Here is a 12468-nt window from a genome sequence, read left to right as displayed (position 1 = left end):
AATTATCACAATTGATTTAAGATCCCTATAGTCATGATCTGATCACTGATTATGGGATCAAAAAAATATAATTGCTAAAAAACGCGATCGCTAAAATCTCGGTCATCTAAAAAACGCGATCGCTAAAGTCTCGTTCGCGTAGCGTGACCTATGGTCAATCATCAAAGATAGGACAGCTTGTGGTTGATGGGATTTTTTTTGATTTGAATGCGATTTGTCTATGGTCACGCTACGCGAACGCAAATTCCTGATCAAGCCGATATTACTTCAAAATCAGAAATCGTCTCAATCCAGACCCGTGCTCCACACTTGAGGGGATCATCTGGACGATACATCACCCGACAAGGGCCATTGACCTCTACCGTATGACCGTAAACATTTTTAGAGCCTCGCTTCACCGTAATCACAGGATTACGCTCCCCGGTCTTGAGATTTTGGCGAATAACTTTCTGATTAACGTGGATCACAGCCTTAGTGTAATTTGTACGCTTTGACCAGTTCCGTTTTGGTCCGCGAGTGCCAGGAGTGACCACCGGCATACCATCAAACAACGGAATCACCCAAGTTCTACCCACCTTATAAGCCCCTTTAACTCTGCCCTTACCCAGAAGGTAACGAACGCGAGTGGCAGAAACACCTAGTAATTCAGCGGCTTGTGCAGTGGAAATCATCATGGGGAGTAAACCATTGCTTTTACGATATCCTTACTTTAACACACTTGTTCTGAAAAGGCAAGGGCATGGCAAAACTATTGCATTAGCGTAATTAAAAAGAAAAAATGGGAGTAGTGGGTGTAGTAAGTTAAAAATTATAAAAGGGTGCTATAAAAAAACTATTGCATTATCGCAATTTCTAATCCGATGGGATGTATGGAGTTTATAGGGTAAATAATATTAATACTATAAAAAGGTGGTAAAAACTATTGCATTGTCGCAATTTCTGATCTGGTGGGATGTATAGAGTTTATAGGTTTTGTGGGACTTTTAAGTTAAGAGGGTTATCACAAACTATTGCATTGTCGAAATACTAACTCTTGGCTGTTCCCTGTTGCCTTTCTTATGGAAAAGCGATTGACCGTAGGTCACGCGGGGCGCGATCGCATTCCTGAAACCCTTTGTTACTCGACCATAGGGAATGCGATCGCTTGTCTTATATCAAGTCAGGATAATTACCCTTAATAAAAATCTTCCCCATCTCCCCATCTCCCTATCTCCCCATCTCCCCACCCTCCCCACACTTCCCACACTCCCCACCCTCTCCTTAATTATGGGTATTCAACCAGACTTGATATTATTCTCCCTTACGGCGGTTTGCATAACTATCAGGTACACAGGATTGTTTTCCCTCTTGCCTCTTGCCTCTTGCCTCTTGCCTCTTGCCTCTTGCCCCTTCACTGCTCCCTACTCCCTCCTAGGACTTTGTACCTAACCGAATAGAAAACCGCTTTAGGCACACTTTTGCTTTTTTGTCAATTCATAAGTCTTAAAATTGATCGATTGTTTCGGGGAAATTAGAGTTTTTAAATGAGATGTAAACAGAGGATGGCTCTAACCGGAAACAATAAACAGCTAAAAGAGAAGAGTAGGAAAGAGCTCCGATATTTTTTGATGTGATCAGAAATCAGCCTTAGTGTTCATGACCTATTTGGAAAAGGGTTATTTTCTCTGATGAAAGAATAAAAGATTAGACTAAAATTGTCTCTATTTTGTTCCTCTTGTTGAAGATTGTGATATACTACTATCAAACAAACTATACTCAAAGTAAATAATCAATCATAAAAATATAGCTAGTTGTTATGGCTTCGCTAGACAATTTTTTGTGACGCCAATTACAACTTTCATAGCTCATAAGACTAGATAATAAGATAATACTAATTTTTATAATTAATAAGTCTAGTAAAATTACGGATTTAATTGAAAAGGCGGGTTGTAAACTTCTCTAACTTCCCCCTTATCCATGGAAGCTGTAGATGCAGCTTGCCAGTAACTTAATCAATAATTATGTGATTGTGGCTTGTGCTATACCTCGCTGCCAAGTGTAGTAACTTTGTCAATCTAAATAGAGCTGAAGTCAATGACCGATGAAAACATTCCGCTACCCAATCCCCAAGAAGCTGAGACTTTCTTGGCTGACCTATTTGAGCAAGTAAAAAAATGGGAAAGTTGCCTGGATGAAAGTACAAAGCTTGGTGTAGGTGCAACCGCCGTTAAAAGCTTGCTGGAAAGTAAAGTTAGCTTTGGCAATCCTAGGGATAAGTTGATCTTACTTACCGAAGACCTATTTGAAGAAACTGAAGAGGGATTGAGCAACATTTATCGACAGCAAATGCGTGATGCATTTGATTTTTATTACATGACTGTGACTGTCGATTTGCGTCCCAAACCAGGGGTTAGATTTTGGCGATTGTGCTGTGAGCTTGACTTCAGTCCCAAAGGAGAAAAAGAGCCCATCGTTCAGTCTATTTTCCCCAAAAGCCAATGGCGACCTGTGATGAACTTCGGGGTGGGCATGAATTTAGCTATCAATAGCAATCTTGATTGGAGTATCGGGATTGATAGCACTGAACTAGCCGAATTTACCACTATTCCTGCGGAGCTCAAAGCTAATGTAGGAAATAAGAACGAACTCAAAGCATTCATTGTCATTCCTGAGTATGCTTACGAAGCTGGTCACTTTGAAATAATTTCCCAAGGTGAAGGTAACTCGAAGTGTTACTGGCGCATTGAAGAGCCCGAAATCCAAAACATACCGACAGTCCAATTTGCTATTGTCTTTAAAGTGCCCAAGGAAATAAAGTCTATTAATTTGCGCGGTATCGCCTGGGGTGAGCCGGATATGAACTGGTTAACTGCTGATATCCGTGATGTTTTCAGTGATCTGGCAGATAGATTCCAAACGTTAATACGAAATAAGAATCAGGCGGCGATTAAATTTAGTCGTAGTGATATCAAGGAATGGATATTGAACCTACCGAAAGCTAATCTTCAACAGGATTTAGCGACTTAAATCGGGCGCATCGTTATTATTGTAAATCTATGGTAAGTATTCAGTTATCAGCGGTCAGCTATCAGCTATCAGCTATCAGCGGTTAGCTGATTTTATTCAAAAGCTGAATGCTTATATTGGGCTTTTTCCCAGACTTCTAATTCTCTAACATCTCTAACTATTAAATTATCCCAAATGAGGTTTATTTTAAGCTGACCACTGACCACTGACCACTGACTACTGACTGCTGTTCCCGTAGCGTGCGCGTAGCGCATATGCTTACCAATTAATCAGCTTTATCTGATCAGACAGCTATGACTAGAGCCTACTACACCTATCGCATCTACCTGATAAATTATTATACCGTGGGGGTTGAAAAGAAAGAACCTGGAAAGCTCGATAATCGAATCTCTGGACCATTTCGCTATCAGGATAAGATCACCCCAGAAGTCAAGGAGTTGATCGAGGAGGTTCGTAAAAATGGACTCAAAGATGCTAACAAGTCGAGGTTACTCGGAGAAGCATTGTTTGATACCTTGTTTGATGATCGACTTTGCCATGATTTTATTGGATTTTATAACGAAGTTGTTCGCACTAAACAGCAACTGCTACGGGTAGAACTAGATATAGACGAGCAAAATATCCCTGAAGTGGCAGCGTTTCCGTGGGAATTTATGTGTTTGCCTCAGAGGACTAACTCAGGAACAATTTGGTTGGCTACTGCACCTGGCTTGGTCTTCTCGCGCCTGCCCTCACACCCGATTTCAGCACCACCGATTCAGTTAGGCGCAAATGAAAAAATGCGGATTGCCTTAGTTGTCTCTGCACCGACAGATTTAAATCCAGTTGCCTACGAGAAAGTGCAGGCGGCGATAGAAACACTAGCCCAGGAACAACCAGAGCAGGTGGAATTGTTACCAGTAGTGAATCCAGCTAGCCGCAGTGCTATTGATAAAGTTCTTAGGAAAAAGCCTCATATTTTCCATTTCATCGGTCATGGTCGTTTCGAGAATGAAAATGGTGAAATTGCCTTGGTGGATGAATTTGATCAGGCACGGTGGATTACCGCCAATTACTTTAGTGATCTATTCAATCGCCATCGACCTGGAATTATTGTGTTGCAGGCATGTCAGGGAGCAATGGAGTCTACATCGAAACCATCTGTAGGGCTAGCTTCCAAGGTTGTGCAGCAACTTATTCCTGTAGTCGTGGCCATGCAATATCCCGTGTCTAATAGCACAGCTAGCCGATTTGCCTGCCACTTTTATAAACAATTAGCTCAAGGTAAGTCAGCGGATATAGCAGTACAGGAAGGACGACGAGAAATTAGTCTCCATGAATCAACAGGGTATTGGAAACGGGATTTTGCCACACCTGTGATTTTCATGCAAGTGCAAGATGCTCAATTCGTTCAACCTCCAATTGAGTCATTTCAACCTCTAAATCCGTCAGTTGTGCCAGACAAGCCAAGCCCTAAGCAGCTCCATGTAAAGGATGCTCGCCAATCACAAGGAGTCAAACGAGCACTGTTGATTGGAGTCAGTGAATATGGACAGGGCTTAAAGCCACTACCTGGCGCAACCAAAGATTTAGAGGAAATCAAACGAATACTGGATTCCCCACAACTGGGAAATTTTGTTGATGTCAAAGCTCTGAGTAATCCTGATCGACAGGAAATGGAGGAGGCTATTGAAGAGTTATTCGCTAGTTCTACAAAAGATGATTTGGTGTTACTGTTCTTTTCAGGTCACGGTGTCAAAGATAGCAGCAATCAACTGTATTTAACAACTCGTATTACTCGTAAGAATTCACAGAGAGAACTAGTTAAGACAACAGCCGTTTCTGCTAGGGCTATCCATAACATTATGAATGGTAGCCGCTCCAAGCGACAAGTGGTTATCCTAGACTGCTGCTTTAGTGCAGCCTTTCGTAAGGGCCTACTGGTTAAAGATGATCGCTCTGTCGATCTTCAAAATCAATTAGGTGGAGAAGGGCGTGCTATTCTCGCTTCTTCAACTGACTATTCCTTTAGTCAATTGGACGAACAGCTCTCAATTTACACTCAGTATTTAGTAGAGGGTATTGAAACGGGAGATGCTGATTTGAATGGGGATAGGGTGATTTCTCTGGATGAGTTACATAAGTACATCGAAAAGAGGATTCGAGAAACCCTTCCTGATATGAAGCCTAAAATCTATACTGATCAGGAAGGGTCTAAAATCCACATTGCTAGAGCACCAAGGGATGATCGCCCTGTTTTAGATACGCCTTTAGTTACCCCAGAGGGGATAAATACAAGTTCAAAAGCAGATAATTTTATAACATTTAGCTTACCTAAGAAACTGCTATCAAAGCGTCTTATAGTTATTGCTGTTTTGGCTTCGGTCTTGACCATGTTAGTTGCAGCAGTACCCCTGGATTGTTGGTATACAAACAAAATACGGAAGGATAAAGGTAAAACTTGGGCTTTAAACCGGGTAAAGAACCATTCGTTTCGTAGTCGATGTGAGAAATTAGGGTTTAATTTTGATGGAGAATAATGTTAATTTTAGGGGGATGATTTTCGTGAACTAGTTGTTTCACATTTTTTTCTCGATCTATCTCGACAGTATAAAAAATCATTTTCAATCATCAAATACTCAGGTTTATAATTGCCTTGTATTTGTATAATAGAAGATAGATTATCTTTAATACCTATAATTTTAACATCCAGTCCGGTTTTAATACATCCTATTCTTGGCCAGTCGTTATTATTTAATTTTTTGTGATGTATGGGTACAGTGTTTGCGCCTTCACACTTCTCATTATCATCAACAAAGTTGATAGTATAATCATCAACTGATCTTGGATTATCCTGACCAAAAGCTGTTGTAACTATACCGAGCAGGAGAATAATGCTTACTCCAATAATAACAAGGTAATTTATAACTTTTCCTTTCATGACAAAGAGAAGAGTAATGGTTGACTACTATACTCTTCGCTAGATCTAAATTAAATCAGGATATTTTACTAATAAAGCAAAAAATATCTACAAAAATTCATGAAATGGCGGTAAACTCGTATAAAACAGTGTTTTTCACTACTCAATTTTTATGCTAAGTTAATTCTTTGTTTGAAGAAAAAGGCAATAGGCAATAGGCAATAGGCAAAAGGCAAAAGGTAAGAGGCAAAAGGCAAGAGGCAAGAGGCAAAAGGCAAAAGGCAAAAGGGGACTGCTGTAAATGTCGCAGAAGACAGCAATCCGGATAGTTTGGTTTTTGGCCTAAAAGCCCCACTGCCTAAAGTCTCGCTCCCCAACTATCGGACAGTTTGTGATTATTGGATGTGAATCCGATTGGCCTAAAGCCACGCTAAGGGATTGACCATAAGTCACGCTACGCGATCGCAAAACATTGACTGGTTCAATGCGATTGGCCTAAGGCCACGCTACGCGATCGCATTCACATCCGATCACGCTGAAATCACTTCAAAATCAGAAATCGTCTCAATCCACACCCGTGCTCCACACTTGAGGGGATCATCTGGACGATACATCACCCGACACGGGCCATTGACCTCTACCGTATGACCGTAAACATTTTTAGAGCCTCGCTTGACGGTAATCACAGGATTACGCTCCCCGGTCTTGAGATTTTGGCGAATCACTTTCTGATTAACGTGAATCACAGCCTTAGTATAATTTGTGCGCTTTGACCAGTTCCGTTTTGGTCCGCGAGTGCCAGGAGTGACCACCGGCATACCATCAAACAACGGAATCACCCAAGTTCTACCCACCTTATAAGCCCCTTTAACTCTGCCCTTACCCAGAAGGTAACGAACGCGAGTGGCAGAAACACCTAGTAATTCAGCGGCTTGTGCAGTGGAAATCATCATGGGGAGTAAACCATTGCTTTTACGATAGTATTACTATAACACACTTGTTCTGAAAATGCAAGGGCATAAAAAAACTATTGCATTATCGCAATCTCAAGTAGTGGGGTTAAATGGGGTTAGTGATGGTAATGGGATTAGTATGATAAAACAGTTATTAAAAACTATTGCATTATCGCAATTTAAAGGGGTAATAGGTGTAATGGGTTAAATAGGTTAATACCGATAAGAGGGTGCTAAAAAACTATTGCAGCGATGCAGCGCGGTCTTGGGAAGGCAGCGCGGTCTTGGGGGTTCCCCCCATGAGCGACTGCCGTGGTTTCCCCCATGAGCGACTGCATCAAGACATTGTCGCAATCTCAAGTAATTGAATAAAAAAATTCGGTCAAGGATGCAGTTAAGCAAAACTTGACCGAATCATGAATTGTACTTTTCCACGAGCACAGCCTAGCTGCACCATCCACCGATAAGTGGATCAGAATCATTACATTGTTATCAAGTTACTGATCACATTCTCGCGTGTCAAGAAGATCCCAACGTAAGTATTCAGCGGTCAGCGGTCAGCGGTCAGCCGTTGGCCTTTAGCTGATAACTGATAGCTGTTCGCGTAGCGTGCGCGTAGCGCATTAGCTGATAGCTGAATACTTATCAAAATTGCTATAAATAATTCATAATGATATCTGATTACTTAAACTCTAAACTCTAAACTCTAAACTCCCTATGGTTCAAACAATTCCTGCAAAAGAGATTTCATTACGTCAATTAAGACACAGATTTAATCTAGAACGAACGGATGATGAACAGTTTTTTCGAGAATGGCAAGACGATTTACCCGAACTGACAGAGTTTGAAAAGCAATTGCTAGGGCAAGTTAAAGAAGAGTATCTGTACTTATCTGAGTCTCCGTTATTGGAAGTTATCCTGAAAATGGTGATAATATCGCCATTATTGAGACTAGCAGGATTTTATCGTCATCCCTTTGAAATCACAGCAGAAAAAGAGGTTAAAATTACCTCCGAAGATGATGGTATAATTGTTAATGGACGTATTGATATTCTGATTTTTAAACCAGAATTATGGGTTACTGTTATTGAATCAAAAGGCACAAAATATGCCTTAGCAGCGGGAATTCCCCAAGTCTTAGCCTATATGTTAGCTAATCCTAATCCAGAGCAACATATCCTGGGATTTATCACCAATGGTAATGAGTTTAAATTCCTAAAGATGACAACCACCAAGCCACCTAAATATGCTCAATCCTATACATTCGCTCTTGAGAACAAAGATGACCTTTACACTGTTCTGAGAATATTAAAACGTATTAACCAACTCATCCAAAATCTCTAGTCAGCTTCCATCAGCTGTCAGCCGTGAGCTGTTCGCTCACGCTGCTTGAGGTGCTTATTTTATTCAAAAGCTGTTCGCACCTTAAGTAGCGTCATCAAAGGCCAAAGCTTACCTCTTTTCTTGATGCAGTCGCTCATGGGGGGAAACCCCCAAGACCGTAATGGTGCGTTTTCCGTAGGCGAATTAAATTCGCCACGGGTCGCACCTCTGCATCGCTTATTCAAAAGCACCTCAAGTAGCGTGCGAATTAGCTGATAGCTATCAGCTATCAACATCTTAAGGGGGTTGTCCAGGATAACTGATCTACTAGCGCCCCTCAGCTAAATGTCTAAGTTTTCCTGGATGATTTAGCTTACTGCTAAGAAGCGGTTGATGTAGCATGAGCTTAGCGTATTAGCTGACTGCTTACATTTCCTGGAAAAGACTTTACCTTTTTCATAAAAAGCACTATTATACTGATACTGCTGCCCAGCGCTTACTGGAAGCAGCACATGATACCCAAGCAAAAAGAAGCGATTATCTGTTTATTGATCAGGTTATTGATCAGGTGTGACACCTGTAGACCAACTATGGTATCTTCACCATGGTGGTAATGGGGGTAAGGGTAACTGACACTATGTAGGTGATACTGTGACTGTTATCAATAACTTATAGGTTATTAACAAGCACGGTTAATTACCTAGCAGCATCTAGCGCAATCCACTAGTGAAAGCAGCAACTAGTTTGGTAAAACTACCTAGGGAGTATAGTTAACTAATGGGATAAACCTATTAGAGACTAAGAGCAGTGACATGAAGTATCCGGAATATCGATAAAAACCAATAGATTGACAGCCGGCACTTGGGTAAAAAAAAATACCAATTAAAGTAGGGTGGGCAACCTAATTTAATCTATAAAAATGAAAATAAACTAACTTTTTTTGCCTATCCGACAAGCTAAAACCAGGTATTTTATTTTTTAGCTACTCCCTAATCACTTGGAGTTGAGAGAAGCAGCTTTCCCCAAATCACAAAAGAATGGAAAAATTGTATAGTGTACACCCTAAGCACCTCGAAACAGTCAAATTAGTTTGGAAGCGTAAGCGTCGGGGAAGAGATATAGACCTAGCTAATGAATTAGATTTAGACTTGCCCATTGTTAATCTTTTTCTGATCGGGAAGCCTATTAAAGGTCTTTTCTTTGTAGAAATTTGTCAAGCATTGCACTTAAACTGGCGAGAAATTGCTGGTTTAGAGTTACTGGAAACTCCGGTGAAATCCTCAGAGATTCAAGTAGATACCAGTGAAGTAGATACCGTAGATACCAGTGATGCAATTGGTCTACGGCCACGCTACGGGAACGCAAAACCAAAACTTATCGAAGAGGTGAACACCGTTGATGACGCTTTAGGGGAGTTAGTGGACACCCTCAAAGAAATGTTAACTCGCCTGACTCGAAAAGCGGGAAACATACTAAAAGCAGACCGTACCAGTATTTTTTTACTGGATCAGCACAGTAATATACTCGGTTCCATTGACGCTGATGATGGTAAAGGTGGCTCTCTAGTCATTGATATTCCAGCAGATAAAGGAATTGCTGGTGCAGCAGCTACCTCCTTAAGTATTATTAATGTTCCCTTTGATGTCTATGATGATCCACGCTCTGAAGAAGCGAAAAGAATCGACAAAATTACCGGTTACCGAACCTATACTATGCTAGCTTGGCCCGTGTTGAATCAGCAAAAAAATTTAGTTGCTGTGGTACAATTAATTAATAAATTAAAACCCGATATTAATCCAAATGATGACTTGTATGAAAGAATTGATCTGAAGGGGTTTACCAAAAAAGATGAAGCCCTGTTGGCTCAATTTACTCCTTCAATTTTGAGAAATTTAGAACGATGTCAGTTATGTTTCCAACTAGCCCGTAAACTTTGGGTAAATTCAGAAAGTAACTCAGGGATTATCGATCCCTATAATCAAAAACTGATTACTGAACTCCAGGAGAAAGAAAAACAGGTGCGCAAGAGCCTAAAAAAACTCACCAAACTCAAGTTCTAGTAATTGTTAATTTTTATTGTTAAATTTCAATATTTTATAGTTTAAATTTTCAATGTTAACATTTTAGGCAAGCTAGGATATATTTTGCCTAATAACTCCAGTACAATCAGATTTAACAAACTTTTCGTGTTGACCGGAGTAGAACACAATGCCAGTAGCAGTTGGAACCATTGAGACCCTAGGTTTTCCAGGGGTACTAGCCGCAGCAGATGCCATGGTCAAAGCAGGGGCAGTGACACTGGTATCCTATGATAAATCTGAGAAAGGTCGGTTTATGGTTAGCGTCCGTGGTAAAATTTCAGAGGTAAACGTCGCGGTAGCAGCTGGTCTGGAAGCCGTAGAGAAAACCTATGGTGCAGAGGTGACAGCTTACTATATCATTCCTAACCCTAATGAAAATGTGGACACAGTGTTGCCCATCCACTACACCAGCAAAGTCGAAGAGTTCCGAACATTTTAAACCAATAGGCTTAATCGCTATTTGTCAGCATCGGTAGCGAAGATTCGTACAATAGTTCCTGAGTTTAAAATAGTTCAACAGATTAAGGAGTTTGGCTATGTCTACAGTGGCGGTTGGATCTCTCGAAACCAAAGGCTTTCCTGGTATACTCGCAGCAGCAGATGCTATGGTGAAAGCTGGTAGGGTTACCTTAGTAGGCTACATCAGAGTTGGTAGCGCCCGCTTCAATATCAATATTCGAGGGGATGTTTCGGAAGTAAAAGCAGCTATGGATGCCGGTATTGCAGCCGTCGAAAAAGCCTATGGCGCTACCCTGGAATCCTGGGTAATCATTCCTCGTCCCCATGAAAACGTCGAGTGTGTTCTGCCCATTGCCTATACTGAAGCCGTTGAACAGTACCGAGAAGCTGTGGAAAATCCTATCATCGGGCCGGGGAACGGTTTGTCTCGTTAAGCTTTTTGGTTGGTTTTAGCTAAGCCCGCACCAAGCCCACGTCTGACACGATAGGAGAGCGGTTTTTGAATGCGGGTTGAAGCTACATTTGTGTTAGAACCGGGTTCGGTATAACTATGCTACTAATCCTGATGGTTGCACTTCCACAGGAAGCACTGGCAAATCAACCCGCACTTTCTGAGCTTGGGGCTGTTCCGCTTGCTCTAATACTTCTACCTCAATATTAACTGCCAGTGACAGCTCCTACACTGACCCGTTGGGTTCAGTGTAGGCTTCCCAGCCAATCCGGCCATCGCTTAGGAGGCGCTGGGCTTTAAGAACGGACTGCCCTGCCGCTCTGTTTCGTATATTGATCGCTGCATTATGATCACGATTGGCCGTAGGCCACGCTACGCGAACGAGGCTGCAACCACAATGGGGACAATCGTGCCACCTTGTATGCAGCTTTTTGGGAACTTTTTTGCCACAATTGGAGCAATTCTGTGAGGTGTTTTGGGCACTTACCGGAACCGCCAACAAGCCAGCATTTAAGGCTTTGCTTGCCAGGATTGTCAGAAAGCTTGACCAACCCGCATCCAATACAGACTTAGCCAATCGGGACTTAGCCAGTCCCTTTACATTTAACTTTTCGTGAGCTACTACATCGTATTTTGACAGCAAATAATTCGCGGTCTTAAAGTGGAAGTCTTTCCGTTTATCCGCTACTTTTTTGTGCTGTCTACCAAGTTGCTTGATAGCCTTGAGTCTGTTGCTGCCTCCCTTCTTCCTTCGAGATACCCTTTTCTGAATAACCTTCAATCTTTTTTGAGATTTTCGGTAATACTGAGGAATTTCTATTGTCTCTCCTTCCGAAGTAGTCAAAAACTCCTTAAGACCAACATCAATACCGACTATTGAGTCAGGATTAATGTCAGGTTTAACTTCAGGTACAGTTTGATCTTCTAGGGACAATACCAGATAATATCCATCACACTTTTTGGTGATCGAAGCTGTTTTGATTTTGAATCCATTCGGCGTAGCCGAAGCTTCGCGAACAGGAATAGGGCGATGTAGTACAACCTTGACTTTCCCTATTTTAGGGAGGTTGATAAGATTGCCATCCAAACAACCTTCTTTCATTTGGGGGTAGGTAAAGGTGCGGTAGCGGTGTTGTTTCTTAAACCTGGGTCTACCAGTCCGCTTTCCATTGCAATCCCCCTTAACAAATCTATCAAAAGCGTGCTTTACTCTTTTGACTACATCCTGAAGCACCTGGGAATATTAAACTAAGCCGGTGAGTCGCCTCACCGACTCGTCTCCAAAACCGTACGTGA

General features: G+C 41.6%; 14 protein-coding genes and 1 pseudogene. 9 read left to right on the top strand and 6 right to left on the bottom strand.

From position 1 onward, the window contains the following. Positions 1–102: 102 nt before the first annotated feature. Together BJP37_RS43670 and BJP37_RS18155 are read right to left on the bottom strand one after the other, a co-directional pair. The gene (locus tag BJP37_RS43670; RefSeq protein WP_269087023.1) at positions 103–228 is read right to left on the bottom strand and encodes a hypothetical protein; all 126 of its coding nucleotides are present in this window, start codon (positions 226–228) and stop codon (positions 103–105) included. A 23-nt stretch (positions 229–251) separates the two neighbouring features. Further along, complete coding sequence (locus BJP37_RS18155) at positions 252–674, bottom strand: helix-turn-helix domain-containing protein (RefSeq protein ID WP_075900812.1); 423 nt, start codon at positions 672–674, stop codon at positions 252–254. Between the two features lie 460 nt (positions 675–1134). Here BJP37_RS18155 and BJP37_RS36810 point away from each other — a divergent pair, with 460 nt between their 5' ends. Together BJP37_RS36810 and BJP37_RS18150 are read left to right on the top strand one after the other, a co-directional pair. Beyond that, on the top strand, positions 1135–1428 hold the full coding sequence (locus tag BJP37_RS36810) for a hypothetical protein (RefSeq protein WP_143727670.1): 294 nt from the start codon (positions 1135–1137) through the stop codon (positions 1426–1428). Between the two features lie 645 nt (positions 1429–2073). Next, the gene (locus tag BJP37_RS18150) at positions 2074–3006 is read left to right on the top strand and encodes a hypothetical protein (protein WP_075900818.1); all 933 of its coding nucleotides are present in this window, start codon (positions 2074–2076) and stop codon (positions 3004–3006) included. Between the two features lie 92 nt (positions 3007–3098). On the opposite strand, the gene BJP37_RS39490 is transcribed toward BJP37_RS18150, so the two are convergent. Beyond that, positions 3099–3260, bottom strand: coding sequence for a hypothetical protein (locus tag BJP37_RS39490; RefSeq protein WP_158069648.1), 162 nt, complete (start codon positions 3258–3260; stop codon positions 3099–3101). 39 nt (positions 3261–3299) lie between these two features. Between BJP37_RS39490 and BJP37_RS18145 the strand changes: the two genes are divergently transcribed. After that, complete coding sequence (locus BJP37_RS18145) at positions 3300–5525, top strand: caspase, EACC1-associated type (protein WP_075900816.1); 2226 nt, start codon at positions 3300–3302, stop codon at positions 5523–5525. Between the two features lie 8 nt (positions 5526–5533). Here the strand turns inward: BJP37_RS18145 and BJP37_RS18140 are convergent, their stop codons facing one another. Beyond that, positions 5534–5926, bottom strand: a complete 393-nt coding sequence (locus BJP37_RS18140) for a hypothetical protein (RefSeq protein ID WP_075900814.1) — start codon at positions 5924–5926, stop codon at positions 5534–5536. A gap of 509 nt (positions 5927–6435) precedes the next feature. Then, on the bottom strand, positions 6436–6858 hold the full coding sequence (locus tag BJP37_RS18135; RefSeq protein WP_075900812.1) for a helix-turn-helix domain-containing protein: 423 nt from the start codon (positions 6856–6858) through the stop codon (positions 6436–6438). Between the two features lie 55 nt (positions 6859–6913). Here BJP37_RS18135 and BJP37_RS39485 point away from each other — a divergent pair, with 55 nt between their 5' ends. From BJP37_RS39485 to BJP37_RS18115, 6 genes are all read left to right on the top strand, one after another. Beyond that, the gene (locus BJP37_RS39485; RefSeq protein WP_158069647.1) at positions 6914–7066 is read left to right on the top strand and encodes a hypothetical protein; all 153 of its coding nucleotides are present in this window, start codon (positions 6914–6916) and stop codon (positions 7064–7066) included. Between the two features lie 22 nt (positions 7067–7088). After that, on the top strand, positions 7089–7226 hold the full coding sequence (locus tag BJP37_RS39480; protein WP_158069646.1) for a hypothetical protein: 138 nt from the start codon (positions 7089–7091) through the stop codon (positions 7224–7226). Positions 7227–7575: 349 nt separating this feature from the next. Next, positions 7576–8202 (top strand): type I restriction endonuclease, encoded by a 627-nt coding sequence (locus BJP37_RS18130; protein ID WP_075900810.1) that lies wholly within the window; start codon positions 7576–7578, stop codon positions 8200–8202. A gap of 1016 nt (positions 8203–9218) precedes the next feature. Beyond that, positions 9219–10241 carry a GAF domain-containing protein gene (locus BJP37_RS18125; protein ID WP_075900809.1) on the top strand — a complete coding sequence of 341 codons (1023 nt, stop codon included), beginning with the start codon at positions 9219–9221 and terminating at the stop codon, positions 10239–10241. 148 nt (positions 10242–10389) lie between these two features. After that, complete coding sequence (locus BJP37_RS18120; RefSeq protein WP_075900807.1) at positions 10390–10701, top strand: carbon dioxide-concentrating mechanism protein CcmK; 312 nt, start codon at positions 10390–10392, stop codon at positions 10699–10701. A gap of 97 nt (positions 10702–10798) precedes the next feature. Then, positions 10799–11155, top strand: a complete 357-nt coding sequence (locus tag BJP37_RS18115) for a carbon dioxide-concentrating mechanism protein CcmK (protein ID WP_075900805.1) — start codon at positions 10799–10801, stop codon at positions 11153–11155. 243 nt (positions 11156–11398) lie between these two features. Here the strand turns inward: BJP37_RS18115 and BJP37_RS18110 are convergent. Further along, positions 11399–12415 (bottom strand): annotated as a pseudogene (locus tag BJP37_RS18110) (RNA-guided endonuclease InsQ/TnpB family protein); the annotation flags it as partial. Positions 12416–12468: the final 53 nt, after the last annotated feature.

Source organism: Moorena bouillonii PNG (assembly GCF_001942495.1).
Classification (GTDB): Bacteria; Cyanobacteriota; Cyanobacteriia; order Cyanobacteriales; family Coleofasciculaceae; genus Moorena; species Moorena bouillonii.
The sequence above is the reverse complement of the archived record's forward strand: the minus strand, read 5'-3'. Positions and strand labels throughout refer to the sequence as shown.